The sequence below is a fragment of the Flavobacterium defluvii genome (genome assembly GCF_900129555.1).
In the GTDB taxonomy this organism is placed as follows: Bacteria; Bacteroidota; Bacteroidia; order Flavobacteriales; family Flavobacteriaceae; genus Flavobacterium; species Flavobacterium defluvii.
The window spans coordinates 106126-130411 of record NZ_FQWC01000004.1 but is presented as its reverse complement, the minus strand read 5'-3'; the positions used below and the strand labels follow the sequence as shown (position 1 = coordinate 130411).

Below are 24286 nucleotides of genomic sequence, written 5' to 3'. Positions count from 1 at the left end.
AAGTTAAAAATTTAGAAATCAGTTTCTAGTTTTGCAACTTTAAAACCGGCTGCTAAATTTTGTCTAAGATATAAAGAATTCTGTTTTCAACCGTATCTTTCGGAACCTCAATTAAATCGTAACCGTATTTTTTATACGTTTCAATTAAGTGTTTCTGGATGCTCAATGCCTGTTCAAAATTTTCGTAACGTTCTGTATCACTCTGGTAAATTTCTTCCCAAGGCGGTAAAATAAATGTTTTAGAATATTTATAGTCCTCGCACGCCTTTGTAAAATGATGTGGATATTCGTCTCCAATATAATCCATATAAGCTACAACATCAGGAATTCCGCGATCTATAAAAACGATGTCATCAGGCTCATTTTTGGCACTTTCAAATTGTTGAATACGTCCTTCTAAAAGCATTTCGCTGAATAATAAAGGCTGTTCCAGAAATAATTGCTCGATGCCTCTTTTTTGAGCTTCGAGTGTAACTTCTCTAGAAATTTCAGGATAACAACAATAGCCGCGAGAGACTAATTCGTTTATAAGTGTAGATTTTCCCGTACCGGGACCACCAATGAGTACTATAATTTGTTTTTGCACTATTCTAAAAATAAAGGGCAAATTTACCTAAACTTATTCGTAATTAAAAAGAATTTTTACTTGAAGCGAAAGATTTGGCATTTTTTTGCAGGCATTGGTTCCTGCTGTCCGCTCCAATCTTTTGCTTTTTAAAGGAAAAAGCAAAAGGATTTCCGCTTCCATCAGGGCTAAATAGGAGAAATGGTTTTGTTTTTGGAATTATTTTGGAAATTAGTTTTTTAGAAATAATAAAGTCCAAGCAGGACGAAATATTTATCGAAAAAAATATTCATGGAAAGCTCCGGAGGAGCGACATATTTATAGAGAAAAAATGAATGTTATCAAAAAGCTCCAGCGGAGCGGCATATTTTGAATGTTTTATATGTCGCTCCGCTGGAGCTTTTGATTGGTGTAAATGGAATTTGCTATAAATATTTTGCTCCGCTGGAGCAGTTTCAAGAATAAAGAATCGAAAAGTTATAGATGATTTTCTTTGAATTGTCGTTGGTTTTCACCAGCGGGTTTGAATGTTTTTAGATTTCCGCTTTAGCCAAATATTTGCTATCATTTATTTTTAATTTCTGGTGAAATAATTCTGGGATTATCTTCTATTTGTTTACCATCAAAATCGATGACATATTCGTTCGATTCAAAATCAAATAACCTTATAGATTTATTTTCTATAGTAAATACATTTTTACCATCAATGGTTACCCAAATATCTCTTCCTCCAAAAGACCAGATAATTTCTCCTTCTTTTGTTATCCTTAATATTTCTAATTCTCCATGAATTACAAAATCATCATCGAGTTTGTGAATAGAAAACAATGCAAAAGAATTATAATCCTTTTGCCATATTAATTCTAATGTTGGAATTTCTAAACAATAAATTTCAGAACAACCAATGATCCATATTTTATCCTCTTCTATAATGAAAGAATCTTCTGTTACATTCATGGCCCATCCAACTTCGCATATTATCGAACTTGAGATTTCTATTCCAAATTCTTTAATAATAATAACGTGTTTACTTTCTGGATAAAAACAATTTTCTTGACGTTTTTCTTGAAAATAAACTTTTTTATATTGGCGAAAATTATCAGCCGAATTTAAACTGTAATTAGGATCGTCAAGTAATTCAATTTCAAAGTTTTTATAATTAACTTTCATCATATTTATTTAAAATTAATCACTCACAAAACAAATACTTCCCAGAACTTTTACCTTGTTTAGAAGGCTGAATTAAATGCGATTCAAATTTCTTTCCTTTTAAAACATCATTCACAAAATCCAAAACATATTGTTGTCCTTCATGAAAAAGATAACCAGAGAATTCATGTCCGCCACCGCAAAAAGTAATTAGTTCAATATCTTTATGTAAATCTCTCATTTGGTTGTAAACGGCATAAGAGCCAAAAAGAATCAGCCAACCCGAAGCATTTGTCGGGCAAGAACGATGCGAACCCGCAGCGTATGGAACGGTGTCATCATTACTTCCGTGCGCCAACAACATCGGAATCGCTTTTTCCTTAGTAATTAAATTAATATCCTGAATCGCGCCAGAACCTCCAATAAAGCCCTTGTATTTAAAGTTTTCCGGGAGATTACTTTTGTATAAATTCATCAATTTATAATCCCAAAACGAAGCCTGAAAACCAATTTCGGCACCGGCACTAATTCCGGAAATAAAGATTTTTGATGTATCAAGGTTGTATTTATCGGCATTTTCGATTAAAAAAGCCGTTGCCTGCCACATATCGCTTACGCCAATTTGAATTGCTTTTATTTTTTCGGTTAAAGTTCCTTTGCAGCCAAAATCTTTTCCTTTCATATACAAACTATACGAAATGCTTGCAACCGCATAACCATTCTGAGCCATAAACAAACCGAAGTTTTTTTCGCTTGTACGTTCTCCGCCAGAAAATCCTCCGCCAAAAGCAAACATAACTAACGGGATTTTTTCGTTAGCTTTTTTCTTTGGAAGATATAAATCTAAATCTAGTTTTAAAGTGTCATTTTGGAAATAGGTTAAAGTTTTAACTTCCTGTGCCTGAATATGGTTGATTGTAAGTGCAATAAAAAGTAAAAGGATTTTTTTCATTATAATGTGTTTTAATCTCGTAAGGAATAAAAAGCTTTTGGTTCCACGCAGATTTTGCAGATTTGAGCAGATTTTATTAAATCATTTTAATCTTTTAAATCTGTGGCTAAATAAAAATTTTGCGATAGATTATAGCAGATTATTTTCTCAAATATAAGAGTAAAATTTACAAAGAAATAATCTTCGATTGCTTTTTTCTCTGCACCTTTGCGCCTTTGTAACTTTGTCCCTTTAAAACAAAGTTTTAAGCCTGAAAAAAATCTAAAATCTAAAATCAAAAGTCTAAAATCAAAACCGTATATTTGCGTTTATTTTTAATTACGAATGGAGAACGATAACGAAAAAAATACCGCCGAATTTTACGAAAGATTAAAATTAGAGCTTGATAACGCAAATACTTGGCCAGCAGAATATTTATACAAATTTATTGTGCCTTCTGTAGCCGATAATGTTGAGCGTGTTGAAAAAGCTTTTGACCGAATGGGTGCGGTAATTAAAACAACAAAATCTAAAACAGGTAAATTTACCAGTGTTTCTATAGATGTTACTATGAACAGCTCAGACGATGTGATTAGTAAATACAAAGAAGTTTCTACAATTGAAGGTATAGTTTCATTATAACTTATGATCGAAAAATATAAAAGAGAAGCCGCAAGCGACGTTGTTTATAATTTAGAATATAATTCTGAAAGACAGCGATTAATTATTCCCGAGTATGGTCGCCATTTACAAAAACTGATCGATCAGGCTACGGCAATTGAAGATGATGAAACGCGTAATAAAGCGGCAAAATATATCATCCAGGTTATGGGAAGCTTAAATCCGCACTTGCGTGACGTGCCGGATTTTCAACATAAACTTTGGGATCAGCTTTTTATAATGTCTGATTTTAAATTGAATGTTGAATCTCCTTACCCAATTCCATCAAGAGATGTTTTGCAGTTAAAACCAGAAATTTTACAATATCCGCAGAATTTTCCAAAATACAGATTTTATGGTAACAATATCAAATACATGATCGATGTTGCCAATAAATGGGAAGAAGGCGAAATGAAAAATGCTTTGGTAATGGTAATTGCCAACCACATGAAAAAATCTTTTTTAAGCTGGAACAAAGACACAGTAAAAGATGATGTGATTTTTGAGCATTTGTACGAATTGTCGGGAGGTAAAATTAATTTGCTGCACAGTACAGAAGAATTGTTGAACACAACAGATTTAATGCGTACTAATAAACGTGTATCAAATAAAACTACTCAGGCAGGACAAGCCAAAACACAAAACAATAAGAACAATAAAGGAGGACAAAAAAAGAATTTTCAAAAAAACAATAATCAAAAATAGAAGAAGTTGCTAAGATACTAAGCAACTAAGGTGCTAAGATTTTAGCTCAACCTTATAACCTTAGAATCTCAGAACCTTAGAACCTTAAAAAAAATCTATGGGAATTTTTAAAATCGAAGGAGGAACTCCTTTAAAAGGAGAAATCACTCCACAAGGAGCAAAAAATGAGGCGTTACAAATTTTATGTGCCGTGCTTCTAACAGGAGAGAAAGTAAAAATTAATAACATTCCTGATATTATAGACATCAATAAATTAATCACTTTGCTGGGTAATTTAGGTGTAAAAATTCAACGTAACGAGCCGGGTTCAATTACTTTTCAGGCTGATGAAGTTAATGTTGGATATTTAGAAACGGAAGCTTTCAAAAAAGAAGGCGGAGCGCTTCGTGGTTCTATTATGATTGTTGGACCGCTTTTGGCTCGTTTCGGAAAAGGTTATATTCCAAAACCGGGAGGAGACAAAATTGGCCGTCGTAGATTAGATACTCACTTTGAAGGTTTTATTAACCTTGGAGCAAAATTCAGATATAATAGAGAAGATCATTTTTATGGTGTAGAAACTCCTGAAGAAGGTCTTAAAGGAACAGATATGCTGCTTGATGAAGCTTCTGTAACCGGAACAGCAAACATTGTAATGGCTGCTGTTTTAGCAAAAGGCAGAACGACAGTTTACAATGCTGCGTGTGAGCCATATTTACAACAGTTGTGTAAAATGTTAAACTCTATGGGAGCTAACATTACAGGTGTTGGATCTAACTTACTTACAATTGAAGGTGTCGAAAGCCTTGGCGGATGTGAACATACAATTTTACCGGATATGATCGAAATTGGTTCATGGATTGGTCTTGCGGCTATGACAAAAAGCGAAATCACGATCAAAAATGTAAGCTGGGAAAATTTAGGTTTAATTCCGAATACTTTTAGAAAATTAGGTATTACAATCGAAAAACGTAACGACGATATTTACATTCCGGCTCACAAAGACGGATATGAAGTAAAAACTGATATCGACGGATCTATCTTAACTATTGCCGATGCACCATGGCCAGGTTTTACTCCTGACTTGTTAAGTATTGTTTTAGTTGTGGCAACACAGGCAAAAGGAGACGTTTTAATTCACCAAAAAATGTTTGAAAGCCGTTTATTCTTCGTGGATAAATTAATCGATATGGGCGCAAAAATTATGTTATGCGATCCGCACAGAGCTGTGGTTATGGGACATAATTTTGAATCTCAATTAAAAGCAACAACAATGTCTTCTCCTGATATTCGTGCGGGAATTTCATTATTGATTGCAGCGCTTTCAGCAAAAGGAACAAGTACAATTCAAAATATTGAACAAATCGACCGTGGATACGAGCGTATCGACGAGCGTTTAAGAGCTATTGGAGCAAAAATTGTGAGAGCATAAAAATTATTTGCTGTGAATTCATGAATTATTTTGATAATCAAAGGTTTAGATTCGTGAATTTACAGCGAAAAAATAATTTTCTATAATGACAGATGAAAAAAAAGCTATAAAAGCTACTATTTTTAGTATAGTCGGAAACACCTGCTTAGCCTTGATTAAAGGTTTAGCAGGTTTTTTTGGCAATTCATACGCCTTAATTGCAGATGCAATAGAATCGACAGCAGATATATTTTCTTCATGTTTAGTTTTGTTTGGAATTAAATATTCAAATAAACCTGCAGATGAAAATCATCCTTATGGTCATGGGCGTGCTGAACCTTTAATTACCTTTTTGGTAGTTGGTTTTTTAATTACTTCGGCAACAATTATTGGTTATGAAAGTATTGCCAATATTGGAAGTTCTCATGATTTACCAAAATCCTGGACATTATATGTTTTGGGAGCTATAATTCTTTGGAAAGAATACTCATATCGTTTGGTAATGAAACGAAGCAGGGAAACAAATAGTTCATCTCTTGCAGCAGATGCATGGCACCATCGCAGCGATGCCATAACTTCGGTTGCGGCCTTTATCGGAATTTCGATTGCTTTGATAATGGGAAAAGGTTACGAATCTGCAGATGACTGGGCAGCACTTTTTGCAGCGTTTTTTATTTTGTACAACTGCTATAAAATTTTCAGACCTGCTCTTGGCGAAATCATGGATGAAAATATGAACGATGATTTAGTCGAAGAAATTCGTGTAAAATCATTAACAGTTCCAGGAATTCTCGGAACCGAAAAATGTTTCATAAGAAAAGCCGGAATGCGTTATCACGTTGATCTTCATGCTATAGTTTCGGCAAAGATTTCTGTAAAAGAAGGGCATGATTTATCTCATAAACTACAAGATACTTTAAAAGAACAAATTCCTGAATTAGGAAATGTTTTAATTCATATTGAACCAGATGATTATCATTGTTAAAGATGCTAAGGTTCTAAGATGCTAAGATTTTTTTCGCAGATTTAAGCATAGCAATTTAAAATCTTTGTCAAAGTTTAAACTTTGACAAAGAGAAATCTTAGCATCTTAGAACCTCAGAACCTTAGTATCTTAATTAAGCACATTCAAAATCTTCAATCCAAAAACAACACCATTCTGCTGAATTCCGCCTTGATAAGAATGTACGTAATCGATTCTAAATAGTTTAAATTTTCCGAAACCTAAATTGTCTAAACCAACTGTAAACTCTGTATAAGGTTTTCTGTCTGGAATTGCCAGCGAATGAAATCCAAGATTCATTGTTGATTTTAAAAGGTTAATTAAAGGAATTTTATTCGTTACAAATCCCATATCGTTATGTTCCAGATGCATTTCAAAATAGCTGTCATTTGTACTGTTTGTATAATACGGCATTAAGTTGAAAACATTCAAATAGCGATCGGTTGTGCCAATGTGTGTTTGGTTTCCGTTGAAATGCCTGTAATCTATAAACGAAATATTTTCGGCATTAAAGAATTTACCTGCTTTAAAGTTCATTCCCAAAAGGCCTTTGTTGTCTAGTTTTAAGTCATATTGAACTGCGGCTCCAATGCGCTCAAAATCATAGTTTTTCTCACTTGCTGCAAAAGCTTTTTCAAAAGCCAGAAATACAGTCGGGTATTTTTCATCCTTAAAATTATATCTGCCGTCTGGTCTTGAAATATATTTGTTTCCAAAATTAATTCTGAAATTCACATTGGCTTTCATCAAATGATGCTGACTAAAAGCCGGAGTGCTAAAATCATCAGGAGCCAGCGGATTATTGGATGAATAAATATCATCTCTTTTAAAGAAAGAATAATCAGTTGTATTGAAAAGTGGTTTTCGCTGTTCATACGCTACTTTTGCATTTAAATTTATTCCATTTGCAATGTCCTGAGCATAATTAATCTGAACAAATTCAAGATTGTACAATTTCATATAATTATCTTTAAAAAATAAAGAACTTATAGAATTGACAAATTTTGTAATGGGTTCGGTGCTGTTAAACTGAGCCGTTTTTGTTCCGCCCGAAGCCGAAATTGTGGCATAATTTATTGCATTAAAACGATGACTAAATTCACCAATAGCTCGAAAACGTTGATCTGAAAAACCATAATTAAATGTAGTACTTATCGAAGTGCTTTTTCCGGTTTCTTCATTCCATTTTTTAAATGAAAAACCAGAATCCAGATTAAAACCCTGAACTGTATTAAAACTCAAAGAAGTCAAATTCAATAAGCCTTCATATTTAAAAGAATATTTTTCAAAAGTATTTTTGTAATCGTAACCTCTTAAAAAGTCTATTATTCTAAATTTATTGTTCTTAGCATCAATCGAATCGGTATATTTTTTTGATTTTCTAATCGTTTGCAGACTGTCTTTTTTTGTGTAATCAGCACTTTCCTCAAGCGTTAATGGAATAGGGCGGATTTCATTCCAATAAGAATCATCTTTTTTATTCGCATTCAAATCAAAAGCAACAATTTCGTTTCCAAAAATTTTCTTGGCGAAAGTTTCCGGGAATTCATAATTAGAATAAACATAATTAAACTGACCCGAAAATTTTATTCCAAAACCGCCGGCACTAAAAGAAAGTGTCTGTGCATTTTTTGACCAGATTTTGTTTTTTGTATTATAACTAAAGCTTTGTTTTAAGTTCATAACCTCAGTAAATTCATTTTTCATTCGGTAGCCTTTTATGTCAAAATCTATAGCATAAATGGCAAAACTGTCATCAACAATATAAATGTAACCTTCAAAAACGGGTTCTTTATCTCGTTTTGGAGTGACTTTAATTTTGTAAATCTGCTGTTTGTTATCATCATAAAAACTTCCTTCGAGTTTATATTTGTAATAACTAAAAGCATTTCCGGCAATAGGAGATATAAGGTTTACATCAAATTCTAATGTATTATCATAAAAATCATAAGTAGATAAAGCGGCAGTATTATAGCTAAAACCTTTGTTGTTTCCCGAAATTTTGGAAGCGATTATAGTTTCTTTTAATTTATCCGGTTTTTGATACGAAACTTTTGAGATGGTTTCGGATAAATATAAAATTCCGGTTCCGGTAGAATCTAAGTTTGAAGATAAATCAGGGCCAAGATCAATTTTCTGACCTAAAATTTTCTTTGGTAAATCTTTTACTTTTAGAATTCCTTTCGAATAAAAATCGGCTGTAAATCGAGCCGTTTTTTCAGAGTTTTCTTTTCGGTTTGCAATTGCACTTTTAATAATTGCATTAGCAGGATTATTTTTTGGATCAATAACGACTTCATTTAATGCAAAACTTTCTTCCTGCATTTTAACATCCAAAATTATTGTTTTTGATTCTGCAGAAACCGTTATTTTTTGTGTTTTAAATCCAAGATATTGAAAAACGATTTTGTTTCTACCTATTTCTTTTACTTGAAGCTGGTATTGTCCCTGCTCATTTGAAGTTGTACCGCGATAAGTTCCTTCTTCAAAAATAGAAACAAACGGCAATGGATTTCCTTTTTCATCGGTTACTGTTCCTTTGATTTGGGCGAAATTGGAAATTGAAAAAAATAAAATGGCGAGCAGTATAACGTTTTTCATGCGAGTAATTTGTCTTATAAAAATAAAACAACTCAAAAAACGATCCTATTAATAATTTGTTAAATAAGGTTTATAAAAATGACTGAATGGCCAATTCGTAGCTTTTTAAGCCAAATCCTAATATAACACCTTTTGCATTTCCTGATAAATACGATTGATGCCTGAAACTCTCGCGGGCATACGTATTAGAAATATGCACTTCGATTACAGGAGTTGTAACCGCTTTCATAGCGTCGCCTAAACCTATAGAAGTATGTGTGTAAGCTCCGGCATTTAAAATAATTCCATCAAATGAAAAACCAACTTCCTGAATTTTCCCAATCAGTTCTCCTTCAATATTACTTTGGTAATAAGAAAGTTCAATGTTCGGAAATTTTTGTTTCAACGTTTCAAAATAATCTTCAAAAGTCTGGCTTCCGTATACTTCAGGCTCACGTTTTCCTAAAAGATTTAAATTGGGTCCGTTGATAATGCAGATTTTCATATTTAAAATTATTTATTGAAATATTGACATTGCTGTTGATTTTTGCAATTGTCATTGTATTCTGTAAAAATAAAAAAACCGCTCTAATTAATAGACCGGTTTTTGTAAAAGTATGTGATATTTTTTAGAACAGGAATCCAGCGGAAATTTGAACAGTTGAGTTTTTAACATCAGCATTTTTCGAAACTTCTGTTAATCCTAAACTATAACGTCCCTGAAGGAAAATGTTTTTAGTTAATTTGACTCCTAAACCGGCATTAACTGCAAAATCAAAAGTATTAGGATCTTCTACATCAAATTGTTTTTTGTTACTCAATAAAAATGAAGCTTGTGGCCCAACTTCTAAACTAAAACTGTTGTTTAAATAAATTTTAGCCATTACTGGTATAGATAAATAACCTAATTCATTTTTAAATTCTTCAACTGCATTTTTATAAGTTGCTCCTTGAGTCGAGTATAAAAGCTCCGGCTGAATAGAAAATTTATCCAATAATTTAAGTTCAGCTACTAGACCTGCATGATAGCTAGTGATTCCGTCTTTATCGAATGCCACGCCGTTTAAACTTGCATCTCCTGTTTGACTTGCAAAGTTTACCCCCGCCTTAACTCCAATTTGTAATAATTGTGCTTGGATTGTAGCTGTTGTTGCAATGAACAATACAGCTGCTAAAAGTATTTTCTTCATAAAAATGTTTTTTAGTGTTTGGTATTTAAATGTTATTCTATAGTTCAAAACTACATTAATTTGAATTTATTGTTTTATATCGATCTTTCAATCATTATTAAAATTCACACTTTTTTAAGGTTTTATATGCCTAAATTAATGATTTTAGTTTTAAAATACTGAAAATCAACTCGATATTTGTAATGTATTTCTTTCTTATTCTAACATTTTAATTATTTGTTAAAATTCTTTTTTACAAGTATAATCTTATGTAAATATGTTTTTAAAAAAGGTGTAGTTAGTTTTATAAAGATTCTTGTTCTAATAATAAGGTATTTTAAAGGTAAATTTATGTTGATTTAACAATTTATACGCTTAATACTATTTTATTTGTTAAATTCAAAATGATTTTTTAAGAAGAATATATTTATATTTGGTTATTAAAATTTAATCCAAAACAAATTTAACAATGAAGAAAGTTATTTTAACAACTATTGCCGTTTTGGCATTTGGCTTTGCTAATGCACAGCAAACAAGATTTGGAGTAAAAGGAGGTCTTAACATCACAAATTTTAGTGGAGATAATGACTCAAATGCATTAATAGGTTTTCAAGTTGGTGGTTTTGCAGAGATAAAAGTTATCGAAAGGTTATCTATTCAGCCAGAACTTTTATTTTCTGCTCAGGGTGCGTCGTTTGATGCTATTGGAAATAATAATGATATTGATTATAGATTAAATTATATTAATATTCCAGTATTGGCAAAATTTTATATCACAAAACAGTTTAGCGTTGAAGGTGGTCCGCAACTTGGATTTTTAGTTTCTGCTAAAAGAGATGGTAATGATGTAAAAGATGCTTACAAATCTACCGATTTAGGCTTTAATTTTGGTGCAGGATATAATTTTACAGATAATTTTTCTGTAGGTATTCGTTATACCGTTGGTTTATCAAATGTTAGAGATTATGATACAGACAATATTGATGATTATATAGATAGTCCTAAGAATAGTGTTTTGGCTTTGACGGCAGCATATAGATTCTAAAATCTGAATTTTAAAATACTCTAAAAACCTTCCCTCTTCAGGAAGGTTTTTTTATGCTCAAAAATGTTTTACTTTGTAAATATGAAATGGAATAATTATATAAAAGATTATCAGTCGTATCTGCGTATAGAAAGAGGCTTGTCTAAAAACACGATCGAAAATTACAGCTTTGATATTGAGCGTTTATGCCTTTTTTTAGAAGCCAATCAAATTGATATTTCGCCTATTAAAATTACAGATGAAACGATCCAGCAGTTTATATATTCTGTTTCAAAAGAACTCAATCCGCGTTCGCAGGCAAGGATCATTTCCGGATTGAAAAGCTTTTTTAATTATTTAGTTTTTGAAGATTATCGAAATGACAGCCCTTTGGAATTAATCGAAAGTCCTAAAACAGGCAGGAAACTTCCTGATACATTATCTGTAAAAGAAATCGATGCACTTATTGCGGCAATCGATTTAAGCAGTAACGAAGGAGAAAGAAATCGTGCTATTCTTGAATCATTATACGGCTGCGGCCTGCGGGTTTCAGAATTAGTTTCGCTTAAAATATCTGATTTATTTTTTGATGAAGGTTTTATAAAAATAACCGGAAAAGGAAACAAAGAGCGCTTTGTGCCAATTGGTAAATTAACCCAGAAATATATTCAGATTTATCGTGATGAAATTCGGGTTCACCTTACTATAAAAAAAGGCTGTGAAGATACCTTATTCTTAAATCGAAGAGGAAATCAGTTAACGCGTGCAATGATTTTTACGATTATCAAAGATTTGGCAGTAAAAATAGGTCTTAACAAAAGTATTAGTCCTCACACTTTACGCCATTCTTTTGCAACTCATTTATTAGAAAATGGTGCCGATTTACGATCGATTCAGTTAATGCTGGGCCACGAATCAATTACAACAACCGAAATATATGTGCATCTGGACAGAAGTTTTTTAAAAGAAGTAATGCACTCATATCATCCAAGGAAGTAATTTTTTGTAAGACTTAACGTTATTAAGTTAAAAAAGTTTAACTTGGTATTACATTTGTATTCAAAGGAAGTAAATTAAATGAATTTTAAGGATTTTAAACAAATCCAAAAATAGTATTTACTTAAACAGCGGCATATGGTTTTTGATTTATATAGTAATGAGGATTGCTTAGTGGTGAATAATTTCTACAGAAAATTATTTGCCGAAATGCCGGATTTGCTTTTCCAGTTTGTTATTGATAATAATAATCGTTACACTTTTCCCTTAGTCAGTAAATCTGCTGATGAAATTTTCGAGCTTTCTATAAAAGAGTTTACAGACGATATTAAATACATAATTTACGACAGAATTTTTGAGCAGGACAGAGAGTTGTTTTTCAAATCTTTAATAAAATCGCGTAAAGAAATAGTTCCTTGGGAGCTCGAATTTAGGGCAGTTTTGCCAAAAAAGGGACTTCGCTGGTTTAAAGTTTCTGCCAAAACAGAATTGTCTCCAGATGGCAAAGTCAGCTTTTTTGGACATGTTTCTGATATAACCGATTTAAAAGATAAAGAAGAAAGACTTCGTATATCCGAAGAGCGTTTTCAATTTGCTCTGGATGCTTCTACTGTTGGAATCTGGGATTGGGATATGGTTACCAATAATGTTTTTTATTCTTCGCTTTCGCTAAAGATTTTAGAACTGGAATCGGCCGATATTTTTGATGATCCTGAACGATGGGATAAAATTGTTCATCCTGATGACCTTCCAAAATATTATTCAGATATCAGAGAACATTTTGACAATAAGATTCCGTATTATGAAAATTACCATCGTGTAATGACTTCAACCGGTAATTATAAATGGATTCTCGACAGAGGAAAGGTTATTAATCGTGATGAAAACGGAAAACCTTTGCGTGTAATTGGAACTCATACCGATATCTCTCTTCAAAAAGAAAAAGAATTAGAGCTTTTAAAAACAATGAAATTATACAGCGATCAAAACAGTCGTCTGCTTAATTTTTCACATATTGTTTCGCATAATTTAAATACTCAGGCCGGAAATATAAAGTCAATTCTGGATTTTATCGATGAAGATAAAGATAAAGGAACGGTTGCTGAAATGCTGGAACATCTAAGAACAGTTTCAAATGATTTAAATGAGACAATTTCTAATTTAACTCAGATCGTAAAAACACAGAGCAATATTAATATTGCCGTTGTACCGTTAAAACTTCATGAATACATCGAAAAAACAATTTCAACTATAAAAGGATATGATAATCAAAAGAAGGTTACAATTATCAATAACGTTCCGCAGTATTTGACGATTAATTTTAATCCGGCTTATCTGGAAAGTGTTTTGCTGAATTTTACAACAAATGCCATAAAATATGCGCATCCTGATCGTGATCCTGTTATTGTATTTGATTTTGGAATTGAACCTGAAGGTTATAAATCTTTGAAAATTACCGATAATGGTTTAGGAATCGATTTAAAAGTTTATGGCGATTTATTATTTGGAATGTATAAAACTTTTCACAAACATCAGGAAGCGCGCGGAATAGGTTTGTATATTACCAGAAATCAAATAGAAGCCATGAAAGGAACAGTTTCTGTTGAAAGTGAAGTTGGGGTGGGAACGAGTTTTAAAATCGTTTTTAATGATCTCTAAAATATAAAGGCAATAAAAAAGCTGTCTATTGACAGCCTTTTTTTTATAACAATGAGAAATTATTTTGCAATATTTACTGCTCTTGTTTCTCTGATTACAGTAACTTTTACCTGACCCGGATATGTCATTTCAGTTTGGATTTTTTGTGAAATTTCAAATGATAAGTTTGCTGCATTATCATCAGAAACTTTTTCACTTTCTACAATTACACGAAGTTCTCTACCTGCCTGAATTGCATAGGCATTTTTAACTCCGCTAAAACCATAAGCTACATCTTCAAGGTCTTTCAAACGCTGAATGTATGAATCAAGTACCTGACGTCTTGCTCCTGGTCTTGCTCCCGAAATAGCATCACAAACCTGAACGATTGGAGATAATAAAGATTTCATTTCAATCTCGTCGTGGTGCGCTCCAATAGCATTACATACTTCGTCTTTTTCGCCGTATTTCTCAGCCCACTGCATACCTAATAATGCGTGTGGTAAATCACTTTCAGTATCCGGCACTTTTCCAATATCATGAAGTAAACCAGCTCTTTTTGCCAGTTTTACGTTTAAACCTAATTCAGCTGCCATGATACCGCAAAGTTTAGAAACTTCTCTGGAGTGCTGTAGCAGGTTTTGTCCATAAGAAGAACGATATTTCATTCTACCTACAACTTTAATTAACTCTGGGTGTAAACCGTGAATTCCTAAATCGATAACTGTACGTTTTCCAACTTCGATAATTTCATCGTCGATTTGTTTAGCGGTTTTGGCAACAACTTCTTCGATACGAGCTGGGTGAATACGTCCGTCAGTAACTAATTTGTGTAAAGACAAACGGGCAATTTCTCTACGAACAGGATCAAAACAAGAAAGGATAATAGCTTCTGGTGTATCATCAACTATGATTTCAACACCGGTTGCGGCTTCAAGCGCTCTAATGTTACGACCTTCACGACCAATAATACGACCTTTTACATCATCAGATTCGATGTTGAAAACAGAAACGCAGTTTTCTACCGCTTCTTCTGTTCCGACTCTTTGAATGGTGTTGATGATAATTTTTTTAGCTTCCTGCTGTGCAGTAAGTTTTGCCTCTTCAATAGTTTCCTGTATATGAGACATTGCTTTGCTTTTAGCTTCGGCTTTTAAACCTTCAACCAATTGCTCTTTTGCTTCTTCTGCAGAAAGGCCGGAAATTACTTCAAGCTGCTGTAGTTGACTTTTGTGTAATTTGTCTACTTCAGCTTGTTTTTTGTCTAAAATTTCAATTTTGTTGTTGTACTCAGCTGTTTTAGCTTCAAAATCGTCATTTACTTTTTTCGCTTTAGAAAGTTCGTTAGAAACCTGAGATTCTTTATCACGTACTCGTTTTTCTACTTCGGCTACTTTTTTATCGCGTGCCAAAATAACTTGTTCGTGTTCTGATTTTAATTCGATAAAACGCTCTTTAGCCTGAAGGATTTTATCTTTTTTTATGTTTTCGGCCTCTAAATTAGCATCTTTTAAAATAGAAGCTGCTTCTTTTTTAGCGTTTTTGATTAGGTTAGAAATATTACTTTTCTCGATAATTTTAGCTATTGCAAATCCTGCCGCAATACCTACAATACCAATAATGATCGTTATGATGTCCATGTTTATTGAGGGTTTATATATAAAAAAAGCCTACATTAATTGCTTGAATAAACTCGTAAAGACAAGTTTTGAGCTAACTCACTGTTCAAGTTTCCCGGTCAAAGCTGGGCATACTATAGTAGCGACGATTTGCTCATTCTAAATTGTTAGTGTTGAGTTTACCAATTGTGAACTAATGTAGGCAGTATCTTAGTTTATGTAAAGAACGTTTAATTTTCGAGATATTGATCTAAAAGCGTATTTAATCTTTTAATTCTTTCGATAGTTTCTTCTCCATCGATTGCGTTATCAATTTGTTTTTGTTCCACTTGCGATGCAAATTGCAGGGCGCACATGGCTAATACATCTTGTTTATCGCGAACTGCATAGCTTTCTTCGAATTGCTTAATCATAGCATCAATTTTTTTTGAGGCGCTTCTAAGGCCTTCTTCCTGTGCGGGTTCAACCGTTAAAGGGTAAACGCGATCGGCAATTGATATTTTAATTCTAAGCTTTCCGTCCATATTTTCTAATCTGATAGTTGTGCTATACAGTAATCAATTTCGCGAATTAATGAATTTATTTTAAGCTTTGTCTCTCTCTTGTTATTGTCGCTGCCGAGCAACGAATTGGCTATCTTAAGTGTTTCATACTGCTTCTTCAAAGCTTCCATTTCTTCAGATTGTTTCTGGATAATTTGCACGGCTCTGGCTAATTCTAATTGTAATTCCTGATTGTTTTTCTCCAGGCCTTTTGATTTTTCAAAAAGCTTTTCGACTTTATATTCAAGAGTATCAATTATTTCGGCAATTACACTCATTATAAATCCTATTCATTACTTAATCATACAAAGTTAGTATTCCTTTTTATTAATGCAATTTTTTCTCGATTTTTTTGCGTTAAAAATAGACAAATAAATGAATTTCAATCAATTGTGTTTTTGTGAGTTTTTCCTCGGTTTTTCCCTGTTAATTTTTTATCTTAGCAAAAATGTTACTTATGAAATTTACTGTACTAGCCTTATTATTCAGCTCTTTTTTATTCGCCCAGACACAATATCCTAAAGATTATTTTCGCCCGCCTCTCGATATTCCAATGCAGCTTTCGGGGAATTTTGGAGAATTAAGACCCAATCACTTTCATGCGGGGTTTGACTTGAAAACAAATCAAAAAGAAGGATTAAACGTGTATGCGATTGCTGATGGTTATGTCTCAAGGATTAAAATTTCGACTTTTGGAAACGGAAAATGTATTTATATTACCCATCCAAACGGGTATACTTCTGTTTATGGACATTTGCAGACTACAGTTGGACCTATTCAGGATTATGTAAAAAAAACACATTATGAGCAAAAAGCTTATGAAATTGAAATGTTTCCAAAACCAGATGAACTTCCGGTTACAAAAGGACAATTGATTGCACTTTCCGGAAACACGGGATCTTCAGAAGGGCCGCATCTTCATTTTGAAATTCGTGATACAAAAACAGAATTTGTCATCAATCCGATATTCTTTGGCTTTGATCAAAATATTAAAGATACCAAAAAGCCTACTTTGTCTAGTTTGTACGTTTATCCGTTAGATAATGCAACGGTAAATCAGTCAAAACAGCCTTTGCTTGTTAATATGACGCTTCAAAAAGACGGAACTTATCTTGCCGGAAAAGTAAAAGCAAACGGAAAAATTGGTTTCGGGATCAATGCTGTTGATACAGATGATGTCTCTTTTAATAAAAATGGTGTTTTTAATGTGTCCACATTTTTAAACGGAAATCAAAATTATAATTATCAGTTTAATACCTATTCGTTTGATGAAATGCGCTATATCAATGCATTTATCGATTATCCAAGGTATAAAAAAACAAGTCAGCGTGTTCAGAAACTTTTTATGAAAACACCTTTTGCCTTGAGTATTATTAAAACAGATTCGCTGAGAGGTATAATTACACCAGAGCCTAATTTGGCTTCTACATATAGAATTGAAGTTTCGGATTATTTTGGAAATCAAAACTCGATTACAGTTCCAATTGAATATGACACTGCAACACCGCTTATTCAGCCGGAACCTGTTACTTCAAAATACTGGGTTAGGTATAATAAAGACACTAATTTTGAAAAAGATAATATGTCTGTATTTTTTCCGGCAGGAACTTTTTACGAAGATTTTAATTTGAATTTTGATGTAAAAAATAACAAAATATATATTCATGATGATACAGTTCCTGTTCATTCTAATTTTACAATTACGATAAAAGACACGCTGTATCCGGAATCGCTTCGTGATAAACTTTATATAGGAAAAGGAACAAGTTATAACGGAACCATCAGAAAAGGCGATGTTTTTACTGCTAAAGCCAAAATATTAGGAACATATGGTTTGGTTCTCGATACCATTGCTCCGGTTATAAAAATCACAAAACCTGTTGAAGGAAAATGGATTAGTGATCAGAAAAAAATTGAGTTTACAATTGGTGATTCCTTATCTGGAATTAAGTCTTATAACGGATATTTAAACGGAAGCTGGGTTTTGTTTGAATATGAAAATAAAAACAGAAAAATAACTCATACTTTTGATGATCAGTATTTGACTGAAGGTGAAAACTTTTTAAAAATTGAGGTTGTTGATAATGTAGGAAATTCTACTATCTTTGAAACTCATTTTTTTAGAAGTCAACAAAAATAAAACCCAAATCTTTGAATAAAAACAGGTTAATATTCGCTTTACTATTCTTGTGCTTTGCTTGTATTTCATTTGCTCAAAATGCTCATGTTAAAGGTATTATTTTAGATAATGAAAATCATCCTGTTTCTAATGTCAATATAACTTCGGGTAAAAATTCGACACAATCTGATGCAAATGGTTTTTTTGAAATTGAGGTAATTTCAAGCAAAAAAGCATCGATCATTTTTACGCATATTTCATTAAAAATGATCAGCCTAACAGTTTCCTTAAAACCAAATGAAGTTTTTGTTTTTAATCCTGTAATGAATAATTCTCAGGAACAAATGGGAGAGGTTTTTGTTTCGTCCAGAAACAGAAAACGTGTTCAGGGAATTGCTACTATTGAAACTGCAACGATTAAAAAAATTCCGGGAGCAAATGCCGGAATCGAAAATATTTTAAAAACCCTTCCGGGTGTAAATTCTAACAATGAATTAAGTACGCAATATGCAGTTCGCGGCGGAAATTATGATGAAAATTTAGTCTACGTAAATGAAGTCGAAGTTTATCGTCCGTTTTTAATTCGTTCCGGACAGCAGGAAGGATTGAGTTTTACGAATACAGATTTGGTTCAGAATGTTGATTTTTCGGCTGGAGGTTTTCAGGCAAAATTTGGAGATAAACTTTCATCTGTTTTAGATATTACGTATAGAAAACCTACTCAGTTTGGAGCTTCACTTGAAGCTAGTTTTTTAGGCGGAAGCGCTTCTGTAGACTTGGTTTCAAAAAATAAAAAATGGTCGGCCGTAACCGGAGTTCGATACCGAAATAATAGCTTATTGGTAAACAGTCAGGATACGCAGACTAATTATACACCGACATTTGCAGATATTCAAACGAATATTAATTATGATATTTCTGAAAAATGGCAGATGAGTTTTCTTGGAAATATTTCGCAGAATAAATATTTATATCAGCCATTAACCCGCGAAACTAAATTCGGAACGATCGATCAGCCAATGGCACTTGCTGTTTATTATGAAGGTCAGGAAAAAGATCAATACGATACTTATTTCGGAGCTTTAAAAACAACATATAAAGTTTCGCCAACCTTAACTTTAAAATTAATTGGTTCTTTATTTCATACTACCGAAAAAGAACATTTTGATATTTTAGCCCAATACCGTTTAGGAAATGTCGATGCTGAAAATCCAAATGATGCATCGAATATTGATTTTACTCGCGGAATAGGTTCGCAATTAAACCACGCCAGAAATGATTTAGATGCTTTAATAGCAAACATTGAGCTTAAAGGTTCTAAAGAATGGCAGGAAAGCCAGCTTGAATTTGCATTAAAATACACGCGAGAATCAATTCGTGACAGGGTTGTAGAGTGGGAGATGATCGATTCTGCAGGGTTTTCTGTAAATCCACCTATTAAAATTCTGCCACAAAATAATCAACCTTATACGCCTTATACCGGGCCTCTTTTACCATATCAGGATATTCGTGCTACAAATTTTAATACAATAAACAGGTTTTCGGGTTACGCACAATGGAATAAACAGTCAATGCTTGGATCAAGTCAGATTTGGTACCATATTGGAGCTCGTTTTCAAAGCTGGCAGGTTTCCGGAGCTGCAGAAGAAGGTAAAAACCAGGTTGTGGTGAGTCCGCGTGCACAGTTTGCCATAAAACCGGATTGGGATCGTGATATGGTTTTCAGGATTTCCGGCGGATTGTATCATCAGCCTCCATTTTACAGAGAACTTCGTGATCTGGATGGAGTGGTAAATCCGAATGTAAAGGCACAGGAAGCAGTTCATGTTGTTTTGGGCAACGATTATAATTTTAAAATGTGGAACCGTCCTTTTAAATGGGTAACGGAACTTTATTATAAATCACTTTCGGATGTAAATGTTTATTCGATAGACAATGTCAGAATTAGATATGTGGCTAATAATAATGCCAAAGCATATGCACAGGGACTTGATTTTAGATTGAATGGTGAATTTGTTCCGGGAACAGAATCGTGGGTAAGTTTTGGATATTTGAAAACAGAAGAAAACTACGAAAATAAAGGTTATATCGCTCGTCCGACCGATCAGCGTTTGAAGTTTGCAATGCTGTTTCAGGATTATATGCCCAATATTCCGAGTGTAAAAGTGTACTTAAATTTAGTTTACAATACAGGTTTGCCAGGCGGTGCGCCAGCTTATTCTGATCCGTACTTATACCAAAACAGATTAAATGATTACAGAAGAGCGGATATTGGTTTTGCTAAAGTGTTTGTTGATGCCAGTACACAAAGTTCTAAAACAAGCTGGATAAAAAACTTTAAGGAATTATCACTTGGATTGGAAATTTTCAATCTTTTCAATAATCAAAATGCAATTACGAATACCTGGGTTCGTGATGTATATTCTAAAAATCAATATGCGATTCCAAATTATATGACTTCAAGAGTTTTTAATATAAAACTGAATGCGAGGTTATAGTTTCTGAATTTGTCCAGTAAAATTCAATAAAAACCAAAATTACAATCAAAAATAGTATATTTGATAATTGAATATTATTTGTCGATGAGAAAGTACTTTAAATATATAGCCTTAGCAATTGTCGGAACATTAATTAGCTGCCGAGAAGAAGTTCAAAAACCAAAAGTAAGTTACGATGTATCAAACAAAGTAAGCGTTACAAAAGCAGATTCAACTCAAATTGAGGTTGCAGATCTGCCAATTCAGATGGAAGGAACGGATTATTTAATTCATCCGGTCGGTGATTTAAGAGTTTTTGAAAAAGGTTCGAAAGCACGTTATGGCTCTTCGAGTGTAAACGATGTGAGTTTTACAATTTCGAATTTAGGCGAATATGAAATTACGGGATATCTTCAAAACCTTAAATTTCAAAAAGCAGATTCAGATTCTATTCATGCTTTGTCAGATAAACCAGTTTTAATTTTAACAGCAACCTATTTAAAAACGGTTGCCGATAAAACCAAAAATAAAATAATGGTTTATACTTTAACAGATTCGGATACTAATAAAGATGGGAAAATTGATACCAGCGATATCAAAACTTTATATTTAAGTAATATCAGCGGAGAAAATTTTACAAAAGTCTCTGCGGATCTTCAGGAATTAGTAGACTGGAATTTGATTGAATCTAAAAACCGTTTGTATTTTAGAACTATTGAAGACACGAACCAAAACGGTCAGTTTGATAAAAACGATGTTTTGCACTACAATTATATTGACTTAACGTCTAAAAAATGGGAAGTAAAGAGTTATAAGCCTATTTAGAGGTTCTAAGTTTCTAAGATGCTAAGATTCTGAGTTTTTTCTCTTGCCACAGATTAAAAGGATTAAAAAAAGATTTTTTTAACTTTAAGATAAATAGAAGAGAGCCTGTTAAAAATACAATTTTTAACAGGCTCTCTTTATGCGAAAAATGAAAACTTGAATCTTAGCACCTCAGAACCTTAGCATCTTAGCATCTTAGAACCTCTCAAATCAATATATCACTTTCAAGATCTGATTTTTCGATTTCAAACCCAAAACCTAATCGTTCTACTAATTCTATAACCAGCTTTTTGTACCAGTTTTCAGATTTTGGATGAATGTATATTTTTTCAATTAATTGATTAATATCGACATTAATTTTAATTCCGTCGTTTAGTCTAATATCATTTTTTGAAGTGTCGGTTAAAATTCGTACTTCACGTTCGTACTGAAAGCTTTTTCGCTTAAATAAAAAGGGAAAAAACAAATCATCAAATGGAATATATTCTTTTTTGTAATCAATGTAATTGACTTCGCCAATATACTGGTCAAAATTGTTTTCTGGTTTCACTGCTTTCTGCAATCTTCCAATGGTTGACTGAATGGCTAAACCTTCGTTATTTTTGGTGAAAATCTGCCACATTGCAAAAGATTCATATTCGTTAATATGCCAGCTGCTAATTGCTACTTTTTCGCGATGTGTTTTGTAGTAATTTAAAAAGTCAGGATTGTCAACCGCAAGCTTTTTAATCTCTTCATAAGTTGGCTCGCTAAACGTACCCTCATATTGATCTTCAAACTTATCAGAGCGCGACATGAATAGTTTTTTCGAAAGTAATAAGTCAAGAAATTTAGATAAGTCAAGGTATTTCCAAACAATTGTATCGGGATCGGCTGGAAGTTTGATGTTGGGGTTGTTAAGATACATTTTCGAAAAGAATTAATGATTCAATCTTTAACTAACCTAAAGTTATAAAATAAAACACAGATTAAAGAAACTAAACTGAGTTTTAATATTTCCTTAATCTGTGTTGATTATTTGGGTATATGTTGTGTCTTATGATTCGAAAGACTGCATGGTTACAAGTTTGTTGTAAGTGCCGTTAAGGGCAATTAATTCGTCATGTCTTCCTTGTTCAACAATTCTTCCTTTTTGCATCACCACAATCACATCGGCTTTTTGGATAGTAGAAAGACGGTGAGCAATAACTATCGAAGTTCTGTTTTGCATCATGTTTTCAAGCGCAACCTGAACAAATTTTTCGCTTTCAGTATCTAATGCCGATGTTGCTTCATCCAAAATCATTATTGGCGGGTTTTTCAATACCGCTCTTGCGATAGATAAACGTTGTTTTTGTCCTCCCGACAATTTATTTCCGCTGTCTCCAATATTGGTATAAATTCCTAAAGGCAGTTCTTTTACAAACTCATACGCATTAGCAATCTTAAGGGCATCGATAATTTCGTCATCAGTAGCGTCTAATTTGCCTAATGCAATATTGGCTTTAATGGTGTCATTAAACAAGATACTATCCTGAGTAACCAATCCCATCAAACTACGAAGAGAGTGAAGATTCATGTCTTTTATGTTGATTCCGTCAATAGAAATTGTACCTTCGTTTACATCATAAAAACGGGTTAAAAGGTTGGCGATAGTACTTTTACCACTTCCTGACTGCCCAACTAGAGCTACAGTTTGTCCTTTTTTGATTTGAAGAGAAAAATCTTTTAAAACATTTTCATCTTCATATTTAAAGTTGATATTCTGAACACTAATGTTGTCATCAAAAGTTGTTTTTTCGATTGCATTTTCTTTTGAAACAATCGTGTTTTCCTGATCTAAAATCTCTAAAACACGTTCTGCAGCGGCGTTACCTCTTTTTACTCCATATGAAGCTTTAGAAATCGCTTTTGCCGGAGTCAGGATGTTATAAGCTAATCCCATATAGGCAATAAACGACGCGCCTTCTAAAGTTTTATCAATTAAAACCATTTGTCCTCCGTACCAAAGTAATATCGCAATAACTGTAATGCCCATAAACTCACTCGCTGGAGAGGCTAAGTTTTGACGATTTCCAATACTGTTTGATAAATTAAAAAAACGATCTGTAGAGTTTCTGAAAACGGTATTGAAATAATTTTCAGCATTATATCCTTTTACCACTTTTAATCCACCGATAGTTTCTTCAATAGTTGATAAGAAAGTGCCTTGTTCTTCCTGTGCTTTAGTAGATTGTTTTTTAAGCTGTTTCCCGATTAAAGAAATGATATATCCCGAAACCGGAATAAAGATAAAAACAAACAATGTAAGCTTCGCACTGATGATTAACATTGCTATTATTGTAAATATAATTGTTAAAGGTTCTTTTACAATAAGCTCCAAAATTGCCAGAAAAGAAGTCTGCACCTCATTTACATCGCCGGCGATTCTTGAAATAACGTCACCTTTTCTTTTTTCAGAATAAAATGCCAATGGCAGTTCAAGTGTTTTTTTGTATAATGCATTTCGCATATCTCTTAAAACTCCATTTCTTAAAAAGTTAATAAAAAACATAGCCAGATAATCTGCTAAATTTTTTAATAAAAAGATAGAGATAATTATGCCAACCATTACCGAAAGTATAAAACCCGGATTGTTTGGATCGTTGTTTTTTGTAATATAATAATTTAGGTAGTTTTCTCCATATTCCTTTATATGTGTGATTCCTTCATAAGCTGGCATCGTTGTAAGTTTCTTGCTTTTGCCAAATAAAACCTGAAGCATCGGAATCAATGCCATAAACGAAAGTGTGCTGAAAAGGGCATACAATACGTTAAAAAAGATGTTTAAGAATGCGTATCTCTTATATGGATATATAAAAGGAACTATTTTTTTGAAATTACTCATTTATTTTTGAATATTATTTTTTCTGCTT

21 protein-coding genes are annotated in these 24286 nt (G+C 32.9%); 10 read left to right on the top strand and 11 right to left on the bottom strand.

What is annotated here, in order from left to right:
* Positions 1-52: 52 nt before the first annotated feature.
* The 3 genes from BUC29_RS10970 to BUC29_RS10960 all read right to left on the bottom strand — a co-directional run bounded on the left by BUC29_RS10970 (position 53) and on the right by BUC29_RS10960 (position 2666).
* The gene (locus BUC29_RS10970) at positions 53-586 is read right to left on the bottom strand and encodes an AAA family ATPase (protein WP_073416215.1); all 534 of its coding nucleotides are present in this window, start codon (positions 584-586) and stop codon (positions 53-55) included.
* A 543-nt stretch (positions 587-1129) separates the two neighbouring features.
* The gene (locus tag BUC29_RS10965; RefSeq protein ID WP_139260484.1) at positions 1130-1738 is read right to left on the bottom strand and encodes a hypothetical protein; all 609 of its coding nucleotides are present in this window, start codon (positions 1736-1738) and stop codon (positions 1130-1132) included.
* 16 nt (positions 1739-1754) lie between these two features.
* On the bottom strand, positions 1755-2666 hold the full coding sequence (locus BUC29_RS10960) for an alpha/beta hydrolase family protein (RefSeq protein ID WP_073416211.1): 912 nt from the start codon (positions 2664-2666) through the stop codon (positions 1755-1757).
* A gap of 324 nt (positions 2667-2990) precedes the next feature.
* Here BUC29_RS10960 and BUC29_RS10955 point away from each other — a divergent pair, with 324 nt between their 5' ends.
* From BUC29_RS10955 to BUC29_RS10940, 4 genes are all read left to right on the top strand, one after another.
* On the top strand, positions 2991-3287 hold the full coding sequence (locus BUC29_RS10955) for a DUF493 family protein (RefSeq protein ID WP_073416209.1): 297 nt from the start codon (positions 2991-2993) through the stop codon (positions 3285-3287).
* A gap of 3 nt (positions 3288-3290) precedes the next feature.
* Entirely contained in the window at positions 3291-4010 is a 720-nt protein-coding gene (locus BUC29_RS10950) for a DUF4290 domain-containing protein (protein WP_073416207.1), read from the top strand.
* A gap of 97 nt (positions 4011-4107) precedes the next feature.
* Positions 4108-5421, top strand: coding sequence for a UDP-N-acetylglucosamine 1-carboxyvinyltransferase (gene murA, locus BUC29_RS10945; protein WP_073416205.1), 1314 nt, complete (start codon positions 4108-4110; stop codon positions 5419-5421).
* A gap of 85 nt (positions 5422-5506) precedes the next feature.
* Positions 5507-6385 (top strand): cation diffusion facilitator family transporter, encoded by an 879-nt coding sequence (locus BUC29_RS10940; RefSeq protein WP_073416203.1) that lies wholly within the window; start codon positions 5507-5509, stop codon positions 6383-6385.
* Positions 6386-6514: 129 nt separating this feature from the next.
* On the opposite strand, the gene BUC29_RS10935 is transcribed toward BUC29_RS10940, so the two are convergent.
* The 3 genes from BUC29_RS10935 to BUC29_RS10925 form a co-directional block, all read right to left on the bottom strand.
* Complete coding sequence (locus tag BUC29_RS10935) at positions 6515-9004, bottom strand: DUF5686 and carboxypeptidase regulatory-like domain-containing protein (protein WP_073416201.1); 2490 nt, start codon at positions 9002-9004, stop codon at positions 6515-6517.
* 70 nt (positions 9005-9074) lie between these two features.
* Entirely contained in the window at positions 9075-9488 is a 414-nt protein-coding gene (aroQ, locus tag BUC29_RS10930; protein ID WP_066035150.1) for a type II 3-dehydroquinate dehydratase, read from the bottom strand.
* Between the two features lie 124 nt (positions 9489-9612).
* Positions 9613-10173: a porin family protein gene (locus BUC29_RS10925; protein ID WP_073416199.1), complete on the bottom strand. Its 561-nt coding sequence runs from the start codon at positions 10171-10173 to the stop codon at positions 9613-9615.
* Positions 10174-10621: 448 nt separating this feature from the next.
* On the opposite strand from BUC29_RS10925, the gene BUC29_RS10920 reads away from it, so the two are divergent.
* From BUC29_RS10920 to BUC29_RS10910, 3 genes are all read left to right on the top strand, one after another.
* The gene (locus tag BUC29_RS10920; protein ID WP_073416197.1) at positions 10622-11197 is read left to right on the top strand and encodes a porin family protein; all 576 of its coding nucleotides are present in this window, start codon (positions 10622-10624) and stop codon (positions 11195-11197) included.
* An 81-nt stretch (positions 11198-11278) separates the two neighbouring features.
* A complete protein-coding gene (gene xerD / locus BUC29_RS10915; protein ID WP_073416195.1) occupies positions 11279-12175 on the top strand; it encodes a site-specific tyrosine recombinase XerD in 897 nt (298 codons plus the stop codon).
* Between the two features lie 135 nt (positions 12176-12310).
* Positions 12311-13831, top strand: coding sequence for a sensor histidine kinase (locus BUC29_RS10910; RefSeq protein ID WP_073416193.1), 1521 nt, complete (start codon positions 12311-12313; stop codon positions 13829-13831).
* A gap of 59 nt (positions 13832-13890) precedes the next feature.
* On the opposite strand, the gene rny is transcribed toward BUC29_RS10910, so the two are convergent.
* The 3 genes from rny to BUC29_RS10895 form a co-directional block, all read right to left on the bottom strand.
* The gene (rny, locus tag BUC29_RS10905; protein WP_073416191.1) at positions 13891-15450 is read right to left on the bottom strand and encodes a ribonuclease Y; all 1560 of its coding nucleotides are present in this window, start codon (positions 15448-15450) and stop codon (positions 13891-13893) included.
* 209 nt (positions 15451-15659) lie between these two features.
* Entirely contained in the window at positions 15660-15953 is a 294-nt protein-coding gene (locus BUC29_RS10900) for a cell division protein ZapA (protein ID WP_073416189.1), read from the bottom strand.
* 5 nt (positions 15954-15958) lie between these two features.
* Positions 15959-16249 (bottom strand): hypothetical protein, encoded by a 291-nt coding sequence (locus tag BUC29_RS10895; RefSeq protein WP_073416187.1) that lies wholly within the window; start codon positions 16247-16249, stop codon positions 15959-15961.
* Positions 16250-16428: 179 nt separating this feature from the next.
* Between BUC29_RS10895 and BUC29_RS10890 the strand changes: the two genes are divergently transcribed.
* From BUC29_RS10890 to BUC29_RS10880, 3 genes are all read left to right on the top strand, one after another.
* The gene (locus BUC29_RS10890) at positions 16429-18111 is read left to right on the top strand and encodes a M23 family metallopeptidase (protein WP_073416185.1); all 1683 of its coding nucleotides are present in this window, start codon (positions 16429-16431) and stop codon (positions 18109-18111) included.
* Positions 18112-18122: 11 nt separating this feature from the next.
* The gene (locus tag BUC29_RS10885) at positions 18123-20588 is read left to right on the top strand and encodes a carboxypeptidase-like regulatory domain-containing protein (RefSeq protein WP_073416183.1); all 2466 of its coding nucleotides are present in this window, start codon (positions 18123-18125) and stop codon (positions 20586-20588) included.
* 84 nt (positions 20589-20672) lie between these two features.
* Positions 20673-21392, top strand: a complete 720-nt coding sequence (locus BUC29_RS10880; RefSeq protein WP_073416181.1) for a hypothetical protein — start codon at positions 20673-20675, stop codon at positions 21390-21392.
* A gap of 205 nt (positions 21393-21597) precedes the next feature.
* Here BUC29_RS10880 and BUC29_RS10875 read toward each other — a convergent pair whose 3' ends face one another.
* Positions 21598-22299 carry a hypothetical protein gene (locus BUC29_RS10875; protein WP_073416179.1) on the bottom strand — a complete coding sequence of 234 codons (702 nt, stop codon included), beginning with the start codon at positions 22297-22299 and terminating at the stop codon, positions 21598-21600.
* 129 nt (positions 22300-22428) lie between these two features.
* On the bottom strand, positions 22429-24258 hold the full coding sequence (locus BUC29_RS10870; protein ID WP_073416177.1) for an ABC transporter ATP-binding protein: 1830 nt from the start codon (positions 24256-24258) through the stop codon (positions 22429-22431).
* Positions 24259-24286: the final 28 nt, after the last annotated feature.

What these genes read in the sequence shown, in the direction of transcription:
- BUC29_RS10965 (WP_139260484.1), bottom strand. Translation starts at nt 1,738, where the DNA reads ATGATGAAAGTTAATTATAAAAACTTTGAAATTGAATTACTTGACGAT.
- BUC29_RS10960 (WP_073416211.1), bottom strand. Translation starts at nt 2,666, where the DNA reads ATGAAAAAAATCCTTTTACTTTTTATTGCACTTACAATCAACCATATT.
- BUC29_RS10955 (WP_073416209.1), top strand. Translation starts at nt 2,991, where the DNA reads ATGGAGAACGATAACGAAAAAAATACCGCCGAATTTTACGAAAGATTA.
- BUC29_RS10950 (WP_073416207.1), top strand. Translation starts at nt 3,291, where the DNA reads ATGATCGAAAAATATAAAAGAGAAGCCGCAAGCGACGTTGTTTATAAT.
- murA (WP_073416205.1), top strand. Translation starts at nt 4,108, where the DNA reads ATGGGAATTTTTAAAATCGAAGGAGGAACTCCTTTAAAAGGAGAAATC.
- BUC29_RS10940 (WP_073416203.1), top strand. Translation starts at nt 5,507, where the DNA reads ATGACAGATGAAAAAAAAGCTATAAAAGCTACTATTTTTAGTATAGTC.
- BUC29_RS10935 (WP_073416201.1), bottom strand. Translation starts at nt 9,004, where the DNA reads ATGAAAAACGTTATACTGCTCGCCATTTTATTTTTTTCAATTTCCAAT.
- aroQ (WP_066035150.1), bottom strand. Translation starts at nt 9,488, where the DNA reads ATGAAAATCTGCATTATCAACGGACCCAATTTAAATCTTTTAGGAAAA.
- BUC29_RS10925 (WP_073416199.1), bottom strand. Translation starts at nt 10,173, where the DNA reads ATGAAGAAAATACTTTTAGCAGCTGTATTGTTCATTGCAACAACAGCT.
- BUC29_RS10920 (WP_073416197.1), top strand. Translation starts at nt 10,622, where the DNA reads ATGAAGAAAGTTATTTTAACAACTATTGCCGTTTTGGCATTTGGCTTT.
- xerD (WP_073416195.1), top strand. Translation starts at nt 11,279, where the DNA reads ATGAAATGGAATAATTATATAAAAGATTATCAGTCGTATCTGCGTATA.
- BUC29_RS10910 (WP_073416193.1), top strand. Translation starts at nt 12,311, where the DNA reads ATGGTTTTTGATTTATATAGTAATGAGGATTGCTTAGTGGTGAATAAT.
- rny (WP_073416191.1), bottom strand. Translation starts at nt 15,450, where the DNA reads ATGGACATCATAACGATCATTATTGGTATTGTAGGTATTGCGGCAGGA.
- BUC29_RS10900 (WP_073416189.1), bottom strand. Translation starts at nt 15,953, where the DNA reads ATGGACGGAAAGCTTAGAATTAAAATATCAATTGCCGATCGCGTTTAC.
- BUC29_RS10895 (WP_073416187.1), bottom strand. Translation starts at nt 16,249, where the DNA reads ATGAGTGTAATTGCCGAAATAATTGATACTCTTGAATATAAAGTCGAA.
- BUC29_RS10890 (WP_073416185.1), top strand. Translation starts at nt 16,429, where the DNA reads ATGAAATTTACTGTACTAGCCTTATTATTCAGCTCTTTTTTATTCGCC.
- BUC29_RS10880 (WP_073416181.1), top strand. Translation starts at nt 20,673, where the DNA reads ATGAGAAAGTACTTTAAATATATAGCCTTAGCAATTGTCGGAACATTA.
- BUC29_RS10875 (WP_073416179.1), bottom strand. Translation starts at nt 22,299, where the DNA reads ATGTATCTTAACAACCCCAACATCAAACTTCCAGCCGATCCCGATACA.
- BUC29_RS10870 (WP_073416177.1), bottom strand. Translation starts at nt 24,258, where the DNA reads ATGAGTAATTTCAAAAAAATAGTTCCTTTTATATATCCATATAAGAGA.